This window comes from Aliidiomarina indica (assembly GCF_015354615.1).
Classification (GTDB): Bacteria; Pseudomonadota; Gammaproteobacteria; order Enterobacterales; family Alteromonadaceae; genus Aliidiomarina; species Aliidiomarina indica.
This window is the reverse complement of the sequence record NZ_JACAVQ010000008.1, coordinates 85,470-105,644: the sequence shown is the minus strand read 5'-3', so window position 1 is coordinate 105,644 and position 20,175 is coordinate 85,470. Positions and strand designations below refer to the sequence as shown.

The following is a 20,175-nucleotide window of genomic DNA, read 5'->3' as shown; positions in this document are numbered from 1 at the left end:
GCCTGAAGGGCTTTTTGCAGGATGGGTTGCGCGTTCTAAACCGTTAGAAGCGCGCTCGGAAACCAACCCCGAAATTGCGCCCTGGCATAGGTGCATAGTCACGAATAAAGCTATTGTGAACAAAGCCTAATTCGTCGGTGATGTTTTCCACTTTCATGTAAATGGCAAGGTCCTGTCCAGCGAAGATTCCTGGAAAGTAATTGACATGAAGGTCTACTAGATTGAAGCCATCAGTGGCGTGCTCGTTTTCTGCGTTACGATTCTGGGCAAAGTAACGCGTATAGCCAAGCGTACCATTCCAATTTGCTTCAGTGTAGGTGGCACTTAAACCCAAACGCTGTGCTGGAATACGTGGAACGTTGCCGCCCGACTTAAATACCGCACGCGTATAATCAGAGAACCCGTTCAGGCTCCAGTTGCTATTCAATACGTAGCGACCCGAGATTTCATAACCGTATAGTTCCGCGCCTTGTTGGGCGTACTGATAAACCGGTAAGCCGCCATGATCGTGGTCATGATCATGTCCGTGGTCGTGGCCATGATCGTGGCCGTGTCCGGTACCTAAATCGATATCGCTGTTGAGCGAACCGCTCATAATTCCGGTGTTACGCAGATAAATGAAGTTGCGAATATGGTTTACGAACACGTTCGTGTCAACGTGCCACCGGTCGCCCTCAAAGTGCATGCCGAAATCTAGATTGGTCGACTGTTCCTTGTTTAGCGCACGACTGGCAAGCTCAAGCTCATACTCAGCATCGTGGCCGTGGTCGTGATCATGACCGTGGCCGTGATCGTCACCATGGATCTCAAACACACCACCCACTTCATAGGTACGGGTGGCGAAATGAGCGCCATTCGCAAACAATTCATTCGCTTGTGGGGCACGCTCGCTATAGCTCAGGTTGGATGACAATTTCACCATCGGTGATACTTGCCAATTCATACCGAACGACAAACTCGCAGGTGTATACTCGAGCGTGTTAAAACCTTCACTGGTAAGTTCAACTTGCTCAATGCGACCGCCTAACTCGTAAGTTACATCGCCAAAGGTACGTTCACCAATCCAGAATACGCCCATCAGGTCGGTATCTGTTTGTGGGGTATAGGCTTCTTCGCCAAATGAATCGTATTCTTGACGAGAGATTTGTGTACCTAGAGCGCCGTTCCATCCGAGGATGGCATCGTGACGGGCAATAATTCGTAATTCAGTTTGTTCCAGAGTGAACGCTGTTTCTATAAAGCCGTCGTCAATTTCTTCGTGGGACAAATCGGTGTAACCCAAATTGATATCTAAGCGCTGAATCCCACGCATGGGGTTTTCAATACTGCTGATAAACTGGAAACGGTCTTGGACCATTTTCGCGTAAAAACCGCCATGACCATGCTCATCATCGTGGCCGTGACCATGGTCATCGTGCTGATCTTCTTCATCCTCATGGCCATGGTCGTGTCCTGGCAAGCCATACTCGCGTTCGATACGGCCAAATGAGAAACCGGCAAAGCCACGGTCGAAGAAGTAGCTTGCACCAATGGTGGCGCCACGGTCGTCGGTGAACGAGTTTTCAATTTCTGTTTCAGCATGACCATCAGGGCTAATAAAGCGAGGCACACTGTAATCGTCCGTGTGGCGATAGAAGCCATCTAAATGCAATGCGAAGTCACCTTGGCCTACATTTAAGTCAAAAGCTGCTGAACGGCCATCTGACACGCTGTCATAGCGAGCACCGTAACTACCTTCAAGTCCATCAACGGGCTGGCGCGGTACGCGGTTATCCACCACGTTCACTACACCGCCGCTCGCGCCGCTTCCGAACAAGAGAGTTGCCGGGCCACGAAGGACTTCAATTTGTTGTGCAGTTAACGACTCGGCAGTTACCGCATGGTCTGGACCACCACGGGAAATATCTGCGACATCTAAGCCATTCTGCATGATTTTTACGCGAGGGCCGTCTAGTCCACGAATTACCGGGCTGCTGGAAGTAGGGCTGTAATAGGTTGCTTGTACACCTGGTAGATTACGCAAGGTTTCACCAAGGGTCGCAGCTTCGGACGCGCGTAACTCATCGCCATGCAATACGTAGATTGGCTGAGCTGTTTCTAGCGCAGTTTTCTCAAGTGGAGAAGCGGTTACAACAATACGCTCGTACTGTTTCTCTGGTGTTGCATCGGCATCGTCAGCCAAGACCAATTGAGGATATAATAAGGTCGCTACGGCGATCGCAATCGGAGTTTTCTTCAACATGATACTTCCTGTGAACAGTGAATGTTAATGTGTTTGTGATAATATAACATTACATACCTAATAATCAATGGACAAGCCTTTTCACTGGCTCATGCGATAAGATGTCGATAAACTGCGATTGCAGAACAATAAGAATATTGCTGAAATCAATCTAAGAGATGTAAATCATGATGAACCGTGCACGTTTCTATCGCGGTGGTTTTATAGCCATTGTGCTAATCCCATTATTTCTATCTGCCTGTACACCCCAGAAAGCCCCAGAAGACAGCAAATTGCCAGGCGCCCAAGCAAACGCTATTCAGGCGCATTTGGAATTTCTCGCCGACGATTTATTGGAAGGGCGGGATACGGGTACGCGAGGACATGAGATTGCCTCCAAGTACATTGAGAGCCAGTTTAAGCTGATGGGCCTCGAGCCAGCGGGTACCGACGGTTATTTCCAGCGGATTACATTTCGCAGCAGTCGATTGAAACCAGAGCAACATCCACAAATGCGGCTAGTTATCGATGGAGAAGCGCACCCACTATCATTTCCAAGTCAATTTATGACAGGTCCAAGCGCAACCCACACGGAGATAGATATTCAGGCGGAGCTTGTATTTGTTGGCTATGGATTAGTTTCAGATACCTTCGGCATTGATGATTATGCAGGCCTTGATGTCAATGGCAAAATTGTGGTTGTGCTGCAAGGTCGTCCAGATTTCTTACCTACCGAAGAAGCGGCACATTTAAATGCGCAAAAAGCAGCAAACGCCGTGGAAAACGGCGCCGTGGGTTTGATTACTTTACATACCCCCGAGCGTGAAAAGGTGCGGCCATGGCGTAGTTCTATGATTTTCTTGCATGCGCCTAGGATTCGTTGGCTTCATCCGAATGGAGAACCCCACAATGATTTTGGCGAGTTAAAAGGATCCGCCACTTTGCATTTTGATGCCGCAGCACCTTTGTTTGCGAATGCAGAACGCAGTCTTGATGACGTGTTTGCGCAAATGGAAGCAGGGGAAATGCCACGAGGTTTTGCACTTCCAGGAGAAGCACACATTCAACGGCAGTCGGTATTTGAAGAAATCACCAGCCCCAACGTGATTGCGGTTCTTGAAGGCTCGGATCCAGAATTAAAACACGAATATGTGATTTATACGGCTCACTCGGATCATACCGGCGTGGCTCGTGATTTTAGCTCCACATCAAATATCAACAATGGTGCCCTCGATAATGCTGCCGGCGTGTCTGTCATGCTTGAAACAGCGCGCATCTATGCACAATTAGCGGCACAAGGTGATCGACCCAAACGCAGCATTTTATTTGCCGCGGTTACCGCTGAAGAACGCGGTTTACTCGGGGCGGACTACTTTGCAAATCACCCGACAGTTCCTTTAGAGAGTATTGTGGCGAACGTGAATCTGGATATGCCAGTCTTGTTATATCCATTTGCCGACATTGTGGCGTTTGGCGCTGAACACTCAAGCTTAGGCGCGGTTGCAGCGCGCGCTGCTGCGCGCTACGACACGGCGTTAACGCCAGATCCGATGCCCGAGCAGGCGATTTTCACGCGTTCAGATCATTACACATTGGTTCGCCAAGGGATACCAGCTGTGTTCTTAATGACAGGCTTTACCTCGCGCGATGATGACGAGGACGGCGGTGAAGTCTGGGGTCGCTTTTTCGCTGAAAACTATCACCGTCCGGGAGATGATATTCCGACATTGACAGATATGTATGGTGGCATTCGCTATGATTACGGCGCCATTTTCACCGACATTAATGTAGAGATAGGATTAGAAATCGCCAATGAGCGCAAGCGTCCGTATTGGCTTCCAGATAGTTATTTTGGCCGTATCTTTGGTCATGATGGCAACAATGTTCGCCATTAAGCCGGGAGAGGCGTAAAGCATGTCAGATTTCATCCTGCACGAAAAACTCGATAACGATTGCTTTAAAGTAGGCAATCTCCCGCTGTGCCGGGTATTGATGATGAATGATCGTCAGTACCCATGGTTTATTCTGGTTCCGCGGCGGGCTGAACTACGTGAGATTTTTGAACTGAGCAGTGAAGATCAACGTGCTTTCTGGCATGAATCGGCGTGGTTTGGTGAGCAAATAATGACGATGTTCAACGGAGAGAAACTAAATGTGGCGGCGTTGGGGAATATGGTCCCCCAACTCCACATTCATCACATTGTTCGTCATCAGTATGATGCGAGCTGGCCAAAACCTGTGTGGGGGGCTTCGCCCGCGCGCCCCTATAGTGTTGAGGATGCCGCAACACGAATCGAGAAGGTAGAGGCTCTATTGCAAGATTATGAAGCGCCTGAACCGGTATTTACCGAAGCAGAAGCAAAATTGCGTTGGGGATTACCCGAGAAGAAGAAAAAATAGCAGGAAGGCGATTTAACCTGCTGCAATTTCTTCTAATATTTGAGTGCACCAGGTTTCAATGCGCTCGTCGGAGAGTTCGTACTGAGAGTCTTCGTCTAGCGCTAACCCGACAAAATGAGTTTTTTCTGGGGTTAATGCTTTCGACGCAATAAATTCATAACTGTCGACTGGCCAATATCCGATGCGGCGGATGTGGTTGCCCCCAATACTGGCAGCCAACTCATCATGCAGCATACCGAGAGCATCCTGAAACCATTCGCTGTACCCTTGTTGGTCGCCCATGCCATAAAGGGCAACGGTTTTTCCGGTTAGATCGAGCGCTTTAATTTCATGCCAATGACTTTCCCAGTCTTCTTGAATCTCTCCGAAGTCCCAGGTCGACAATCCAAAAATAAGCACATCAAACTGTTCTGCAGTGGTGAGCGGAATGTCTTTGATATTATGCATTACAACGATGTCAGGACCGATAAAATCTCTGATTTTTTCAGCCGCAATTTCGGTATAGCAAGTTGTGGAACCATAAAACAAGCCAATACGAAATTCGGACATAAAAAACTCCCTAACGAATAATTGGACGAGACGACTGCAAATGCAGTCTTGATGTGTCTGTGAACTCTGGTGTACGTCGAAATATCACAAAAAGACCGTAACACGCTCGCCATTGTAACTTAGTCGGGCTTGATTAATCCACGTTACCCAAAGGCAATCTAAGGTGAACGAACTTGCGACAGACGCACTCGCGTGAATCTAGTGATTCAGGTACACTGCGCGCAATTCTAGATGAGGGGGTAATATGAGCGACGCACTAAGCACATTGGCAGATTCATTAGAGCAGGTTTTTGATGACGCAGTAGAACGCGGAAATGATGACGAACTCTTTGCCAGCGGCTATCTACGCGGTCATTTTGATTTGGTCGTTGCTCAGCTCGAATTGAACGGTGAAAGCTCAGCAGAGGCGCTATGGCCAGCCTTGCAAGAGGCACTCGACCTCACCAAAGGTGAATTAAATCCGCAAGATCGTCAGCACGTCCAAGATATGTTTGTTCGCTTACAGCAGCACGCCGAAACGGTCTAGCAAAAACGCAGCTGTCGGCGCGCCTTAACGAAGAGCCAAGGGAGATATTCCTTTGCGCAAGGCGCGTTTGGCAAAACGCATGGGTTCAAGGGCCGCGGCTAATTGGCCGTCAATAGGCATGGGTTGCTGCAGAATGTCACTTGCAATAATTTCCGCTGCCAGTGGTGCACTGGTTAATCCTCGTGCGCCTAAACCACTCAAAACATAGAAATTGGTTAACGGCCGCCATCGATCATGATCAGCATCGTAGCGTTCAAGCCTACCTGCAATCGGCAAATGATCGGGGGTGGTGGCCCGCACACTGGCTCGGCCATCGATCACATCGCTCATCGCGCATAGCACCCCAAACTGCTCCTGCAGCATGGTTAAATTCTTCTGGTGATCATCGTTTAGAACATGGGTATGCGTATGTGTTTTATCAAAAGTGGCACCAATACACAGGTGTCCTGCAAGCGGTGGCACAATATATCCGCCGCGACAGAGTACCTTGTTCAATGATGATAACCCGGACGTTTTTGCTTTAATGCGGGTAATTTGACCTCGCACTGGACGAATGGGAATGGTCATTTGCGGGAGTAACTCCGTAAGGCGCTCGCCCGTGGCCAGCACCAGATGACTTACATCGAGCGCTGTCTGATGTTGGAATTGAATTACCCAGCCTTGCGCGCTTTGTGAGACCGCTTTTACGTCATGTTGAAACAAACTGTGGGTGATTAACCCCTGTTGTTTGCGATAGTGTTCGGTTTTTTGAAAAAGCTGGCGCACGGTTGCTGCTGGCTCTATCCAGCCCGCCGAGGGGTAATGCGCCCCACCGATATGAAGCGGAATGTCGGATTGCCCCGCCAGTTGTGCCGCGGTACTCGGAGCAAATAGTGCACTCGGATAAGGGGCGTTCACTTTCATTTTTCGCAAGCGTGAGAAGTGATTTTCATTGCCTACATAATCGATGAGTCCATCAAAGTGACTGTATTCGGGAGCGACCGAAAGATAACGCTCACGAGCATACACAAAAGCGCTGCTGTAGAACGCACTTGTTGCCGTCCAATTTGCTTGTAGCAGCGGATACACAGCGCCTTGAGGATTGCCTGACGCGCCCGAGGCCGGTTCGTCGGCGGCAATAATTGACAGGGTGCCTGGGTAATGGCGCAATGACCAAGCTAAATTTGCACTAGCGATACCGTTACCAACAATCGCCAAATGCGTCCGAGCTACCGGCACCTGTGCAGCGGCGGGTCGTTGCATGATGCCAACAAGCATGTCTCGCTTTTTGGCAAAGCCGCGCTCCTTGCGCATGCTGATCCCAGCATCGCTCAGCCCCCGACGAACCTTGCCCGTTGCGGTAAAGGTGGCCAAGGTGCCGTGCACCCGCAGTGAACGGGCGACTGCATTAAAGAGCGGTGTTTGCCACATCTGTGGATTTTTTTTGGGGGCAAAACCATCGAGAAACCAAGCATCGACGGATTCTTTATTATCGTTCGACCACGCTGGATAACAGTCGAGGACATCGCCGAAAATTAAGTCGAGTGCCACCCGATCGTGCAGATGTAAGCGGTGAATGCCGGGCAGAGCAGGCGGATAGGTTGCCAATAATTGTTCAGCAAATGGCCGTATCTGTGGGGCGGTTTTGATAATGGCCTCAAGCGCATGCTCAAGATCTGCTGGAGAAAGCGGAAAGCCTTCAACGCTGACTAAATGCAGACGAGCATCTGCTGGCGCAACATCAATAAATAGGGCGGCGGCCAATAAACAATTAAGCCCGGTACCAAAGCCTGTTTCCGCAATCACGAACGGACGTTGTTCACGCCATGTATAAAATCGTTCAGATAGTTTATTTTGCTCTAAAAACACATAGGCACTCTCAGCAACACCCTCGGAGCGATTAAAATAAATATCGCCAAAGCCTTTAGACTCGGGGGTGCCACGGTCATCAAAGGATACCTGAGCGTATTCAATATCAATGCTTTTATGGGGCTGTGACATGTGAGACCCTGTATAAACAGAAAGCGGACCACTTAAGTTGTCCATTTTCGTTTTTCCGTTGAACAGGTATGATACCGAAAATTTAGCAACAGGATAGAATCAATGAGACGAGCAGTCGTTACAGGCATTGGGATTGTTTCCAGTATTGGCAACAACCAACAAGAAGTGACCGCGTCACTCCTTGCTGGCAAGTCAGGAATTACTCGTTCTGAGAGCTTTGCAGAAATGGGATTGCGATGTCAGGTTTGGGGCGATCTCAAAATTGATGTGAGTGAGCACATTGATCGCAAAGCCCTTCGGTTTATGGGCGATGCCGCTGCTTACGCGTACATTGCGCTTGAGCAAGCAATTGCCGACGCAGGGCTTACCGATGAGGAAGTGTCAAATCATCGGACTGGCCTAGTGGTTGGTTCTGGTGGTGCATCTGGAGAACATCAGGTTGCCGCCGCTGATATTTTGCGTGAAAAAGGCGTGAAGCGAGTTGGCCCATACATGGTTCCACGTTGTATGGCATCGACCACATCTGCGTGTTTGGCAACGCCAAAACAAATTAAAGGCGTGAACTATTCAATTAGCTCTGCATGCGCTACGAGTGCTCATTGTATCGGTCATGCGCTTGAATTGATTCAGCTCGGAAAACAAGATCGGGTTTTTGCCGGCGGTGGTGAAGAATTGCACTGGACCTTAGGCATGGAATTTGATGCCATGGGCGCGCTTAGTACCAAGTACAACGATACACCGGATAAAGCGTCGCGCACCTATGATGCGAATCGTGATGGTTTTGTGCCTTCCGGCGGTGGCGGTATGCTCGTTATTGAAGAGTTAGAAACGGCACTTGCACGTGGCGCAACAATCTATGCGGAAATAGTTGGCTATGGCGCAACCTCAGACGGTTACGACATGGTAGCGCCGTCAGGCGAAGGCGCCATTCGCTGTATGAAGATGGCCATGCAGGATTTAGACGCACCGATTGATTATTTGAATACCCACGGTACCAGCACACCGGTTGGTGATGTGAAAGAGCTTGAGGCAATCCGTGAAGTGTTTGGTGATAACACGCCGCTGATTAGTGCAACGAAAGCTATGACCGGGCATTCCTTGGGTGCTGCTGGTGTTCACGAAGCTATCTATTCATTAATTATGATGCGTGATGGCTTTGTAGCCCCTTCAATCAACATTGATACCTTGGACGAAAAAGCCCAAGGCATGAATATTGTTAAAGAAACACAAGAACACGCGCTCAATACAGTGATGTCAAATAGCTTTGGTTTCGGTGGGACCAACGCGTCATTAGTATTTAAACGTTACAGTTAAATAGCCCTCTTTTCAGCGGGCCTTAAAGCCACGCATGCACCTCCATAATAACAGGTGAATGCGTGGTTTTTTTATTGTAATATTGGTTCGCCTACGTACTAAACGGCCGCAAAAACACATAAAAATACACAATAAAAACCTCAACGGATGCGCACGTACCCTAGTTACTGCGTTGATAAAAATAAGAATTCAAACATAAACGGAATTACCATGCTAAAAAAAATACTCGTCCCCATCACTTTGATATTGCTGATTGCAGGCTGTACCAACATGAAGGCCGTTCCATTGGGAGCTGACGGCTATTTTCCTACAAACTCAACTGCTGTTGTTATTAAGGCAGAGCCAGTGAATTTGGCTGAGTTTGGTTATCGCGTATTAGTGCCAGAGGGCGGTTTCACGCAACGGATGACACACAACATGGATATCTTTAAAGAGATATTTACGATCAGTGATCTCGAGCATGAAATTATTAAAAAAGATATGACCGAAACCATCCCATCAATTCGAGAAATGATTGGGATTAACCGGGCGGCAAAAGAGCTGAAGCCATTTGTTTGGTTGCAGTGGAGTTACCGCGTTGATAGGCGTAATGAGTTTTTGATCTTAAAACTTGTCGACGCGGTCACCATGGAAGATATCTTTATCGCTGAAACCATGATCAATCAATTTAACGGGGTCAGCGACCAAGCCAACCGTTACCCTCAGTTTAACGCGCTGATGGATCACTTACGCGCACACAACTAAGTTGTTGAAGATGTTTCGCAAAACGCCGCCGCTCAGAAGCGGCGTTTTTTGTTTTCTGGTAGGTTGTATGCATAATAGTTGCTTAACCTTAAGAAGCATCTTAATGATATGAATATAGTTATCGATGAAAACTTACCCGCCGCAGAGACATTGTTTGCGGGCTGGGCCAATGTTGAGTTTTTCTCTGGTCGTGATGTGCCCGATCGCCTTTTAGCCCATGCTGATGCGCTGTTGGTGCGCTCAATCACGACCATTGACCAATCGATAATTTCGCGAGCGCCTAACTTAGCTTTTGTGGGAACGGCAACCATAGGGACCGACCACTTAGACACAGAAGCACTCATGGCGAAAGGCATTAAGTTCGCCAATGCGCCCGGCTGCAATGCTATTTCGGTTGCTGAATATGTCGTTGCGTCTTTACTCACCACGCAAGTGCGACAAGACCGAGATTGGCGTGGCAAAAAAGCAATTATTATTGGTGCAGGTAATACGGGCTCAGCCACTGGGCGCAAGTTAACCGCTTTGGGCATGAATGTATGTTACGTCGACCCGTTTCTCGAAGGGGGCCACGACTCGCGCTGCTTTGGGCCTTTATCCATGATCGAAACCGCAGACGTTGTCAGTTTGCATGTTCCCCTCACCGAAGAGGGACCTTATCCTACTCATCATCTATTTAATGAAGCAGTCCTCTCTTCGATGCGCCCTGATGCCGTGCTCATTAATGCAAGCAGGGGAGCGGTGATTGATAATCACGCACTGCTCAATGTGCTGCAGAAGCAGCCGCGCACAGTGGTACTTGATGTCTGGGAGGGGGAGCCCGAAGTGAATAGAGAACTCGTGCCATTGATTACCATAGCAACGCCGCACATTGCAGGGCACAGTATTGAAGGCAAAATCCGTGGCACCTATGCTTTGTATGACGTGCTGCAGGCGCAAGTGTTTCCGGACGCAGAAAGAATCCCGCTGCAGCAAGTGTTGCCATCTGAAAGTATTGACGGTGGAAGCTGGACCCTGACGGACCAAGATGAAAACTATTTAGAGCAGTTAGCGGTATTGGTGCATCAAGTGTATGACCCGATTATGGATGATCAGCTGTTTCGCAAAGAAGGCCTGAGTAGTGACGGCTTTGATAGCTTGCGTAAAGGGTATCGCCAGCGGCGCGAGCTTAGTGTTTTACAGGTGCAAACGAATGAAAATGGTTGCGGCCGCATTCGAGCGCTGGGTTTTACCGTCAAGTCCGATTAGAATAGAAGAAAGTCTCCCATTGATAGCCTCCTACTGATTGTTTTGAGGCACGAACGAAAGGAGTTGTAATGACCATAGAAGTAAATGTTGCTGTACTTGGAGCCACTGGTTTGGTGGGTAAGCAAATGATGGAGTGCCTGGAACAACGTGGGTTTCCAGTATCCAAGCTGTATCCGCTGGCAAGTGAGCGTTCTGCAGGGAAGACAGTCACCTTCAAAGGTGAAGAGTTAACGGTAGAAGATGCGGAACATTTCGATTGGAGCCAGGTGCAAATTGCGTTCTTTTCTGCCGGGGGCAGCATCTCCGCTATTTATGCACCGCGCGCCGCAGAGGCTGGTTGCGTGGTTATCGATAATACGAGCCAATATCGCTATGAACCGGATATTCCCCTTGTTGTTCCGGAAGTGAATGCGCATGCCATTGCCGACTTTCGCAACAGAAATATTATCGCGAACCCAAATTGTTCAACCATTCAGATGCTCGTGGCGCTCAAGCCCATTTATGATGAATTTGGCATTGAACGAATTAATGTAGCGACCTATCAGTCGACATCGGGTGCTGGCGCATCGGCCATGGATGAGCTTGCGAAGCAAACTGCAACGTTACTGAACGGAAAGCCAGTCGATGTGCAGGCTTTTAGTCGCCAAATTGCATTTAACTGTATCCCGCAAATTGATGTGTTTTTAGAAAACGATTTCACCAAAGAAGAAATGAAAATGCACTGGGAAACGCAGAAAATTCTGGGCGACGATACCGTGATGGTTAACGCTACTGCGGTACGTGTACCGGTGTTTTTCGGTCATGCAGAAGCGGTTCATCTGGAAACGCGGCTGCCGGTTGATGTTGAACGCGTAAAAGCCTTGTATAGCCAAGCAGAAGGCATTGAATTGTGTGATGCAAATGAGGATTTTCCGACGCAAGTAAGCAATGCTGCGGGCAAAGACACGGTGTTTATTGGGCGAGTCAGAAAAGACTACACCCATCCAAACGGCTTGAATCTGTGGGTTGTCGCAGACAATATTCGTAAAGGTGCCGCCACAAACAGCGTGCAAATAGCCGAACACCTTCTGCGGGATTATTGGTAACGATTAGGCGCGAGCCGGTTTGAATCACTATTCCGCGTTACTTTAACTACTGAAAGCAGGGTTTAATAATGAAAAATAATATACCTGTGCAGCGTACAATCATGGATAAGGCGGGCGCCTGGTTACCATCAGGCGCAGTAGCAGCCCTGTGTTTGGGGCTGTTGTTCGCAACCTCTGGGATGTTATTGACGCCCAAGGCTTATGCCAGTGAAGAGGCGGCGCAAGAACGAGTGATACAAACCTATGGGCCAGTGCAGCGTGGGGAAACCTTGTGGCATATTGCGAATCGTTTCCATCCGGATCGCAGCGTTTCTATCTATCAAACCATGCTGGCCATCATTGAGGCAAACCCAGAAGCTTTTCCTACCGAAAGTGTGCACGATCTGCGAGTAGGACATTACTTGGAAATTCCAACGGGTAATCAAATTCGCACCTATGATGCAGAACAGGCGCGTCGTAAGATTGTGCCGCAATTAGGTGGCGAAGTATTAAGCCGTGAACAGCAACAGGTTGCGGCCGAGACTGAGCAAGAAGTTGCTGCGCTGCAAGAAGAAGTGGAAGCCGCTCGTGACCAGGCATACACTTATGCGCGGCAGAACGAAGAATTGCGTACCCGCATTGCAGATATTGAGCGCACCTTAGTGCAGCTACAGACTGAGCTAGAGGCCAGTATTGAGCTTGAGCGTGAGACGTCGCAAGCGCTAGCGCAAGCTCGAACCCAGCGGCAGTCTACGCCCACGTCACCTAGCACTGAATGGTTTATTCAGTGGCCAGGGGTGCTTGTTCCGATGTTGTTCTTGCTTCTTGTTTTGCTCGTTATATGGGGCTTTACCAGACGACCGAAAGCGAAGACAGATAACGTTTCCCCGCATAAAGTAGCGGTTGCTGCGCACTTGCAAGAACAGGATGCCGAGTCGCAAGCAGCATCTACAGCAGACGATGACACTGCGGTGGAATCGAAAGCACCGGCCAGTGAAGATGAAGCGTTCCGAGATATTGATGAAATTCTTGCTGAGGCTGATGCCAATCCGGATCCCGATAGTGATCAAGATGCTGGACAAACCCCTGAAGAAGCAGAAGCCCACCTGCGCGAACTACAGGCGGGACAGCTCGATTTGGCGCGCGCTTATATCGAAATGGAAGATTACGCCGAAGCTCGTGCTGCCATCGATGAAATCCCCAAAGATGCGGATCCGGATCTGGTGGCGGAAGCACAAGCATTGCTGAAAAAAATTAAGGAAAAAGAATAGGAATGAGAATAGCGCTTGGGGTTGAGTACGATGGTAGTCGCTATTTTGGCTGGCAACGTCAACAAGAAGTACCTAGCGTACAAGAGGCATTAGAGAAGGCGCTAAGTCAGCTCGCTGCTGAGCCCATTCATGTGGTGTGTGCGGGTAGAACTGATGCGGGGGTGCATGCTACAGGGCAGGTTGTTCATTTTGACACAACAGCTGAGCGTGTTCCGCAAGCGTGGACCTTGGGTGGCAACTCACTGTTGCCATCTGATATAGGCATTCGCTGGGTGCATCAGGTGCCGGACAATTTTAGTGCGCGTTTTTCTGCTACCGCTCGTCGCTATCGCTATATTATTTATAATCATGCTTTGCGGCCGGCTATCTTAGGTGCAGGAGTCACGCACGCGCACATGCCGCTAAATGCGGAGTGCATGCATGAGGCAGCGCAAGTGCTTGTGGGTGAACATGATTTCACCTCATTTCGAGCCTCTCATTGCCAATCTCATACCCCTTGGCGAAACCTTCATCACATTCACGTGAAGCGGATGAATGAGTATATTATGGTGGATATACAAGCCAATGCGTTTGTGCACCATATGGTCAGAAATATTGTGGGTAGTTTGATGGTGATAGGGCGGGGCGAACAGCCAGTTGAGTGGCTAGCGGAGATCTTAGCCGCACAAGATAGAACGCTCGCAGCTGCGACAGCGAAGCCGCATGGGTTATACTTAGTTGATGTATTATATCCCGACGAGCTAGAAATACCCCGACCGCGACTTGGACCGCTTTGGTTGAACGATACGTTAGCGTAAGGTTGAATGCGTATAGAGACGAAGTGCTTAGACCACTTGACGCTGCACTATCGGCGTCCTTTATGCTTTAATGTGCAGCCTTACCCAGTGATTTTACATTGACGCGCTGGTATGTAGCCGACGTCAGTGAGGAGAGAGTAGGTTTTATATGAGCTGGATTGAACGAATTCTTGCAAAACCACAGTCGAATAAACGCCGCAACATCCCAGAGGGGGTGTGGAGTAAATGTGGGGGCTGTGATGCAATCCTATACAAAGCTGACCTCGAGCGAAATTTATCAGTGTGTCCAAAATGTGGGCACCACATGCGCCTTACCGCCCGCGAGCGATTGGATGCTTTTCTCGATCCAGAAAATCGTGAAGAACTCGGTGCAGAATTAGAGCCTCAAGATAAGCTTAAATTCAAAGATACAAAGAAGTACAAGGATCGTATAAACGCTGCGCAAAAGGCAACCGGCGAGAAAGATGCATTGATAGCGATGAGTGGAACCCTGAAAGGGAATCCGATTGTCGCCACGGCGTTCGAGTTTAACTTTATGGGCGGCTCGATGGCATCGGTTGTGGGTGCTCGTTTTGTGAAAGCGGCAGAAGTGAGCTTAGAGCGAAAGATTCCCCTAATCTGCTTTTCTGCTTCTGGCGGAGCACGGATGCAGGAAGCGTTATTATCATTGATGCAAATGGCAAAAACATCGGCGGCCTTGGCGCGGCTTTCGGAAGAAGGCATTCCGTTTATATCCGTGTTAACGGACCCAACCATGGGCGGAGTTTCGGCGAGTTTGGCCATGCTGGGTGATCTCAATGTTGCAGAACCTAAGGCATTAATTGGTTTTGCCGGCCCTCGCGTTATTGAGCAGACGGTGCGTGAAACCTTGCCACCTGGGTTCCAGCGGGCAGAGTTTTTACTTGAGCATGGAGCGATTGATATGATTCTCGATCGTCGTGACATGCGGGATCGTTTAGCCGCAGTTCTGGCGAAGTTGCAAAACTTACCGACCACGAATAGCGCTGAAGAATAAACTAGCTCACATCCATGAATACACCTCAATCATCGACTCCAGTGCCTGATAGCGCCTGGAGTCTTTCTCAGTGGCTCGAGTATTTAGAGCATATTCATCATCGCCCCATTGATATGGGGCTTGAGCGTGTCCGCGTCGTGGCAGAGCGCTTACATATTCTCACTCCATCGAGCACTGTATTTATGGTGGGGGGAACCAACGGCAAAGGTTCAACCGTTACCTTTCTTGAGCAGATTTGCCAGCACGCGGGATTGAGTACGGGAACTTACACCTCCCCACATCTGGTAAAATATAATGAGCGCGTGCGCATTCGCGGGAGCGAGCTAGCGGACGAAAAGCATGCACAAGCATTTATGGCCGTTGAAAAGGCACGGGCTGACGTGTCTTTGACCTATTTTGAATTTGGTACCCTTGCCGCCTTGTGGTTATTGCAGCAAGAGGCCTTGGACGTGCTTATTCTTGAGGTTGGATTAGGCGGTCGCCTTGATGCGGTCAATGTGATTGATGCGGATGTGGCAATAGTGACCAGCGTCGGTGTCGATCATGTGGAGTTTCTGGGCTCCGACCGTGCGCAAATTGGGTATGAGAAAGCGGGAATATTTCGAAGCCAGAAAGCGGCTATTTGCGGAGACCCCGAGCCTCCCGAATCATTATTGAATCACGCCCAAGCCATCGGTGCGCTGTTACACTGCAAAAATCAGGATTTTTATATTCGAGAACACGCTGAAAGTTTCGATTTTATTGGCGTAAACGCCCAGTGGAACGCACTCCCTTTGCCACAACTACCGCTGACCAATGCGGGAACGGCGTTAGCCGCGCTGCAAGCAAGTGGACTGAATATTTCGCTAGAGGCCATTTGCCTTGGCCTGACTCGGGCACAGTTGAGTGGTCGCTTGGAACAGATAGCGACAGAGCCTGAGGTGATTTTAGACGTGGGTCACAACCCCCATGCAAGTCGCTATTTAACTCAAGTATTGCAACGGCGTTTTCAGAATAAACGGATTATTGCTGTGTGCGGTATGTTGCAGGACAAAGATCATCAGGGCACCTTGGAACCATTAGTAGGGCTAGTTGACCAATGGTTTATTGGCTCATTATCCGGCGCGCGGGGAACCCCAGCGGCACAGATCGCAGCAGTTCTGCCACGGGGAACGCGTGTTACTTGTTCAGATTCAATTGCGACAGCCTTTACGCAGGCAAAACATGCAGCAAATAAGCAGGATGTGATACTATGCTTTGGGTCGTTCCTGACTGTTGCAGCAATCAAAGAACTCGTTGCAAAAACGAGCAATGAAGCGGCAAGATAGGGCTGTTAGCAAGGTTCACTTCGAAGCTTAGCGATATAACGTGGGGGAAGAGTCTGTGGCAGGTCCACTACAGAATCGGATTGTTGGCACCGTAATTATTGGCGCACTCGCCATTATTATTTTACCTGATCTCCTATCGGGTGAAAATTACCAACCTGATGATGATTTTCATGTTAGCCCGTTGCGACCTGAGGTTGCATTGGATATTCGTGATGCTCAATTCCCAGACGACTTTAACGACCGTGTTACTCGCACGGAGCCAACGTATGAAGGCGATATTATCGATGCGCCAGAGCTACGCGAGGCGCAAATAGGCGCTAACTCCGTTGAACCGGCACAGCCAGCCGATGAATCCCCAACAGAAACGCCAGCAACGGCCGCTCTAACCGGCGATGCTTATACTATTCAGCTCGGTGCCTTTCGCAATGCCGCGAGCGTTCAAGATCTGGTGCGTAGCTTACGTGCAGAGGGTTTTCAGGCCTATGCGCGAACGCAGCCATCGAGTTCTGGAGAACCTCTAACATTGCTTATGGTAGGCCCCGAACTCAGCGAACAACGGCTTCGCGAACAATTGCCCAAGCTGAAAGAACTTACCGGGCTAGATGGCACCATTCGAAGCTATCAGCCCGTTCCTTAACGAAAATGAATTGCGGACAACCTTGGGTTGCTTCTGTTAAAATGCGCCCACTTTTTTATCAAGGCGAAGCCGAAGATGGAATGGATTGATTATGCAATATTAGCCGTTATCGGCTTATCAATTGTAATTAGCTTGGTGCGAGGCTTTGTTCGAGAAGCAATGTCATTAGGCGTCTGGATTGCAGCTTTTATTGTTGCGAGCCGATTTCATCCAGAATTAGCGGTTTACTTTAGTGGCATCGAAGATACCATGGTCCGCAACGGGGTAGCTGTCGCTATTTTATTTGTGGTGACCCTTATCGTTGGCGCTTTGATTACACATCTTATGGCGACACTGGTTCAGAAGACCGGTTTAAGCGGTACGGATCGCTTTCTGGGCGCTATATTCGGTGCCTTACGCGGTGTTTTGATCGTCTGTGCACTGCTTTTCTTTATGGATTCATTCACGCAATCAGCAAGCACACCCTGGTGGGCTCAATCTGTGCTGATTCCGCATTTCGAAATATATATTCAATGGTTTTTTGATTACCTGCAAAATACGTCCAGCTTTTTACAGCAGGATTAACAATGGTGAGGTTTTAGAATGTGTGGTGTTGTCGGTATCGTAGGGAATCAACCTGTTAACCAAGCTCTCTACGATGGGCTGACGATGCTTCAGCATCGTGGACAAGATGCTGCAGGCATTATGACAGTCGATGGTCAGACGTTGCGTTTACGCAAGTCAAACGGGTTGGTGCGGGACGTATTTCATACCCGTCATATGCGCAGCTTAAGCGGAAATATTGGCATTGGTCATGTTCGCTATCCTACAGCAGGCTCGAGCAGCTCTGCCGAAGCGCAACCATTTTATGTGAACTCGCCATTTGGAATTGCGATGGCGCACAACGGCAATCTCACCAATGCGGAGCAGCTGCAAGCAAATTTGTTTGAGAAGGCTCGCCGTCACATCAATACGTCTTCAGACTCTGAAATCTTGTTGAATATTTTCGCCTATGAACTCATGCAGGCGGATCGTCTTGAGTTAAGCGAAAGCGATATTTTTCAAGCAATCAGTAATCTGCATGATCAAGTCCGGGGGGCGTATGCTGTGGTTGCCATGGTGATAGGCCATGGTCTTGTTGCATTCCGTGACCCTCATGGTATTCGTCCATTGGCCCTAGGTCAGCGGGAAACGCCCCAGGGCACAGAATATATGGTGGCTTCAGAGAGTGTTGCCATCGACGGAACCGGCTTTACTTATTTACGAGACGTGGAACCCGGTGAAGCTATTTATATTACCGAGGCGGGTCAGTTGTTTAGCCGCCAATGCGCTAAAAGCCCGGTGCATAATCCGTGTATTTTTGAGTACGTCTACTTTGCACGTCCAGACTCTTTTCTGGATAAAGCATCGGTCTACGCAAGCCGTATTAATATGGGGCGGAAACTAGGCGAGAAGGTGTTGCGTGATTATAAACATCTGGATATCGATGTCATTATCCCTATACCGGAAACAGCATGTGATATCGCGCTAGAAATGTCGCGCGTTCTGGATGCTCCATACCGCCAAGGGTTCGTAAAGAATCGATATATCGGCCGCACCTTTATTATGCCGGGGCAAACGCAACGACGTAAATCCGTGCGCCGCAAGCTTAATGCCATTAGCGCAGAGTTCCGCGGTAAATCGGTGTTGTTGGTGGATGATTCTATCGTGCGCGGTACCACATCGGAGCAGATTATCGAGATGGCGCGTGAAGCTGGTGCGCGCAAGGTTTATTTTGCGTCGGCAGCGCCGGAAATTCGTTTCCCGAATGTGTATGGTATTGATATGCCAAGCGCCAACGAATTAATCGGTTATGGACGTAACTCCGATGAGATTTGTAAAATAATTGGTGCCGATGGCCTTATCTATCAAGACCTCGACGATTTAATTGCCGCGGTTCAGGCTGAGAACCCAGATATCAAAACCTTTGAGACATCGGTGTTTAACGGTTTATATGTAACAGGTGATATCAGTCAGGATTATCTCGACCGATTACATGCATCGCGCAATGATGATGTGCGCAGCAATACCGATAACGAAGGCTCTAATCCTGATGTGTATAACGAAGGGGATTAGTTGATCGCTACTGTAACAAGGGAGACGCTCAGTGCAGTGGAGCAATCATGTGCAGGTGACTAACCGGCTTAAACGGAATTTACGTGTGAGTTCGCTATGGCTCGCGATGGCGGCATTATGGGTGCTATTAAGTGCACCTGCCCAGGCTGAAATTAGCTACTTAGTGCAGCGCGATCATGAAACTTATGTGATTGTGGGCACTATTCACATGGGCTCGGGACCCGATACGCGCCTGCAATCTGATACGCTGGCACATCTGTGTTCGAGCAATCAGGTTTACCTTGAGCTTGCTCGCTCAGAACTCAGCGGTGTGCTTTTGCGGATGATGCGTGAAGGGCGGCGCAACGGACCGTCATTGAGTGAAACCTTAGGTTCGGAACTATGGGCGGAATTTAGTGCGTTCACCCAGTCTTACGGGATTCCCGGTGCGCAAATCGACGACCTTGAAATGTGGTTGATATCGATGCTACTGACGCCACAAATGGCCACAAAAGCCGGCTTCTCTTCCGAGTATGGGATAGAAACCAAACTCTATGCAGCGATAGCCCGAGCGAACATTAAAGAGCGCGGACTAGAACGTGTTGATGATCAGCTCGCGGCGATTCGCAAAGCCCTAGCATCATCCACAGATGTAGAACTAGCGCGAGGACTGATGGATGAAGGAGAGAGTGCCACTGCAGAGTTACGCGCTTTAGAACTGGCGTGGCGAGCGGGTGATCTTGACGCTCTGATGGAAGCCATTGATGCGTCCTCCGATAGCATGGAGTTGGCGTGGTTACTGGATCAACGCAACGTGGCCTGGTTTGAGTATCTGCAAGAGACCTATGCAGGTAGCGACACGCCGACGAAGCTCTTTATTGCCGTAGGCGCGGGACACTTAGGCGGTGACACTGGATTATTGAAACTGTTTGCCGATGCAGGTTATCAGGTGACGCCTTTACACCAATAACAACAGCACATAATTAGCCGAATTTAATAGCACATATAAAAAAGCCCCAGTTCACTGAACTG

18 protein-coding genes are annotated in these 20,175 nt (G+C 49.2%); 15 read left to right on the top strand and 3 right to left on the bottom strand.

The window, feature by feature from the left end:
* Positions 1 to 43 precede the first annotated feature (43 nt).
* Complete coding sequence (locus HXZ99_RS11145) at positions 44 to 2,242, bottom strand: TonB-dependent receptor (RefSeq protein WP_194757359.1); 2,199 nt, start codon at positions 2,240 to 2,242, stop codon at positions 44 to 46.
* 167 nt (positions 2,243 to 2,409) lie between these two features.
* On the opposite strand from HXZ99_RS11145, the gene HXZ99_RS11140 reads away from it, so the two are divergent.
* Both HXZ99_RS11140 and HXZ99_RS11135 read left to right on the top strand, forming a co-directional pair.
* The gene (locus HXZ99_RS11140; RefSeq protein WP_228517953.1) at positions 2,410 to 4,116 is read left to right on the top strand and encodes a M28 family metallopeptidase; all 1,707 of its coding nucleotides are present in this window, start codon (positions 2,410 to 2,412) and stop codon (positions 4,114 to 4,116) included.
* A gap of 19 nt (positions 4,117 to 4,135) precedes the next feature.
* Positions 4,136 to 4,621: an HIT domain-containing protein gene (locus HXZ99_RS11135; protein ID WP_194757358.1), complete on the top strand. Its 486-nt coding sequence runs from the start codon at positions 4,136 to 4,138 to the stop codon at positions 4,619 to 4,621.
* Between the two features lie 12 nt (positions 4,622 to 4,633).
* On the opposite strand, the gene fldB is transcribed toward HXZ99_RS11135, so the two are convergent.
* A complete protein-coding gene (fldB, locus tag HXZ99_RS11130) occupies positions 4,634 to 5,170 on the bottom strand; it encodes a flavodoxin FldB (RefSeq protein ID WP_194757357.1) in 537 nt (178 codons plus the stop codon).
* A gap of 244 nt (positions 5,171 to 5,414) precedes the next feature.
* Between fldB and HXZ99_RS11125 the strand changes: the two genes are divergently transcribed.
* Positions 5,415 to 5,696 carry a YfcL family protein gene (locus HXZ99_RS11125; protein WP_194757356.1) on the top strand — a complete coding sequence of 94 codons (282 nt, stop codon included), beginning with the start codon at positions 5,415 to 5,417 and terminating at the stop codon, positions 5,694 to 5,696.
* A 24-nt stretch (positions 5,697 to 5,720) separates the two neighbouring features.
* On the opposite strand, the gene mnmC is transcribed toward HXZ99_RS11125, so the two are convergent.
* On the bottom strand, positions 5,721 to 7,676 hold the full coding sequence (mnmC, locus tag HXZ99_RS11120; protein ID WP_194757355.1) for a bifunctional tRNA (5-methylaminomethyl-2-thiouridine)(34)-methyltransferase MnmD/FAD-dependent 5-carboxymethylaminomethyl-2-thiouridine(34) oxidoreductase MnmC: 1,956 nt from the start codon (positions 7,674 to 7,676) through the stop codon (positions 5,721 to 5,723).
* Positions 7,677 to 7,778: 102 nt separating this feature from the next.
* Here mnmC and fabB point away from each other — a divergent pair, with 102 nt between their 5' ends.
* From fabB to HXZ99_RS11060, 12 genes are all read left to right on the top strand, one after another.
* Entirely contained in the window at positions 7,779 to 8,990 is a 1,212-nt protein-coding gene (gene fabB / locus HXZ99_RS11115) for a beta-ketoacyl-ACP synthase I (protein ID WP_194757354.1), read from the top strand.
* Positions 8,991 to 9,200: 210 nt separating this feature from the next.
* Positions 9,201 to 9,734, top strand: coding sequence for a hypothetical protein (locus HXZ99_RS11110; protein WP_194757353.1), 534 nt, complete (start codon positions 9,201 to 9,203; stop codon positions 9,732 to 9,734).
* A gap of 108 nt (positions 9,735 to 9,842) precedes the next feature.
* Entirely contained in the window at positions 9,843 to 10,979 is a 1,137-nt protein-coding gene (locus HXZ99_RS11105; RefSeq protein WP_194757352.1) for a 4-phosphoerythronate dehydrogenase, read from the top strand.
* A gap of 68 nt (positions 10,980 to 11,047) precedes the next feature.
* On the top strand, positions 11,048 to 12,064 hold the full coding sequence (locus HXZ99_RS11100) for an aspartate-semialdehyde dehydrogenase (protein ID WP_194757351.1): 1,017 nt from the start codon (positions 11,048 to 11,050) through the stop codon (positions 12,062 to 12,064).
* 68 nt (positions 12,065 to 12,132) lie between these two features.
* Positions 12,133 to 13,314 (top strand): FimV/HubP family polar landmark protein, encoded by a 1,182-nt coding sequence (locus HXZ99_RS11095; protein WP_194757350.1) that lies wholly within the window; start codon positions 12,133 to 12,135, stop codon positions 13,312 to 13,314.
* A 2-nt stretch (positions 13,315 to 13,316) separates the two neighbouring features.
* On the top strand, positions 13,317 to 14,111 hold the full coding sequence (gene truA / locus HXZ99_RS11090; RefSeq protein ID WP_194757349.1) for a tRNA pseudouridine(38-40) synthase TruA: 795 nt from the start codon (positions 13,317 to 13,319) through the stop codon (positions 14,109 to 14,111).
* A gap of 148 nt (positions 14,112 to 14,259) precedes the next feature.
* Entirely contained in the window at positions 14,260 to 15,126 is an 867-nt protein-coding gene (gene accD, locus HXZ99_RS11085) for an acetyl-CoA carboxylase, carboxyltransferase subunit beta (RefSeq protein WP_194757348.1), read from the top strand.
* A gap of 14 nt (positions 15,127 to 15,140) precedes the next feature.
* Positions 15,141 to 16,433 (top strand): bifunctional tetrahydrofolate synthase/dihydrofolate synthase, encoded by a 1,293-nt coding sequence (gene folC, locus HXZ99_RS11080; protein WP_194757347.1) that lies wholly within the window; start codon positions 15,141 to 15,143, stop codon positions 16,431 to 16,433.
* Positions 16,434 to 16,488: 55 nt separating this feature from the next.
* Entirely contained in the window at positions 16,489 to 17,070 is a 582-nt protein-coding gene (locus HXZ99_RS11075) for an SPOR domain-containing protein (protein ID WP_194757346.1), read from the top strand.
* 75 nt (positions 17,071 to 17,145) lie between these two features.
* A complete protein-coding gene (locus HXZ99_RS11070; RefSeq protein ID WP_194757345.1) occupies positions 17,146 to 17,634 on the top strand; it encodes a CvpA family protein in 489 nt (162 codons plus the stop codon).
* Positions 17,635 to 17,652: 18 nt separating this feature from the next.
* A complete protein-coding gene (gene purF, locus HXZ99_RS11065) occupies positions 17,653 to 19,164 on the top strand; it encodes an amidophosphoribosyltransferase (RefSeq protein ID WP_194757344.1) in 1,512 nt (503 codons plus the stop codon).
* Between the two features lie 85 nt (positions 19,165 to 19,249).
* Positions 19,250 to 20,113, top strand: coding sequence for a TraB/GumN family protein (locus tag HXZ99_RS11060; protein ID WP_194757343.1), 864 nt, complete (start codon positions 19,250 to 19,252; stop codon positions 20,111 to 20,113).
* Positions 20,114 to 20,175: the final 62 nt, after the last annotated feature.

Coding starts and splice junctions, on each gene's coding strand:
- HXZ99_RS11145 (WP_194757359.1), bottom strand. CDS start 2,242: ATGTTGAAGAAAACTCCGATTGCGATCGCCGTAGCGACCTTATTATAT.
- HXZ99_RS11140 (WP_228517953.1), top strand. CDS start 2,410: ATGATGAACCGTGCACGTTTCTATCGCGGTGGTTTTATAGCCATTGTG.
- HXZ99_RS11135 (WP_194757358.1), top strand. CDS start 4,136: ATGTCAGATTTCATCCTGCACGAAAAACTCGATAACGATTGCTTTAAA.
- fldB (WP_194757357.1), bottom strand. CDS start 5,170: ATGTCCGAATTTCGTATTGGCTTGTTTTATGGTTCCACAACTTGCTAT.
- HXZ99_RS11125 (WP_194757356.1), top strand. CDS start 5,415: ATGAGCGACGCACTAAGCACATTGGCAGATTCATTAGAGCAGGTTTTT.
- mnmC (WP_194757355.1), bottom strand. CDS start 7,676: ATGTCACAGCCCCATAAAAGCATTGATATTGAATACGCTCAGGTATCC.
- fabB (WP_194757354.1), top strand. CDS start 7,779: ATGAGACGAGCAGTCGTTACAGGCATTGGGATTGTTTCCAGTATTGGC.
- HXZ99_RS11110 (WP_194757353.1), top strand. CDS start 9,201: ATGCTAAAAAAAATACTCGTCCCCATCACTTTGATATTGCTGATTGCA.
- HXZ99_RS11105 (WP_194757352.1), top strand. CDS start 9,843: ATGAATATAGTTATCGATGAAAACTTACCCGCCGCAGAGACATTGTTT.
- HXZ99_RS11100 (WP_194757351.1), top strand. CDS start 11,048: ATGACCATAGAAGTAAATGTTGCTGTACTTGGAGCCACTGGTTTGGTG.
- HXZ99_RS11095 (WP_194757350.1), top strand. CDS start 12,133: ATGAAAAATAATATACCTGTGCAGCGTACAATCATGGATAAGGCGGGC.
- truA (WP_194757349.1), top strand. CDS start 13,317: ATGAGAATAGCGCTTGGGGTTGAGTACGATGGTAGTCGCTATTTTGGC.
- accD (WP_194757348.1), top strand. CDS start 14,260: ATGAGCTGGATTGAACGAATTCTTGCAAAACCACAGTCGAATAAACGC.
- folC (WP_194757347.1), top strand. CDS start 15,141: ATGAATACACCTCAATCATCGACTCCAGTGCCTGATAGCGCCTGGAGT.
- HXZ99_RS11070 (WP_194757345.1), top strand. CDS start 17,146: ATGGAATGGATTGATTATGCAATATTAGCCGTTATCGGCTTATCAATT.
- purF (WP_194757344.1), top strand. CDS start 17,653: ATGTGTGGTGTTGTCGGTATCGTAGGGAATCAACCTGTTAACCAAGCT.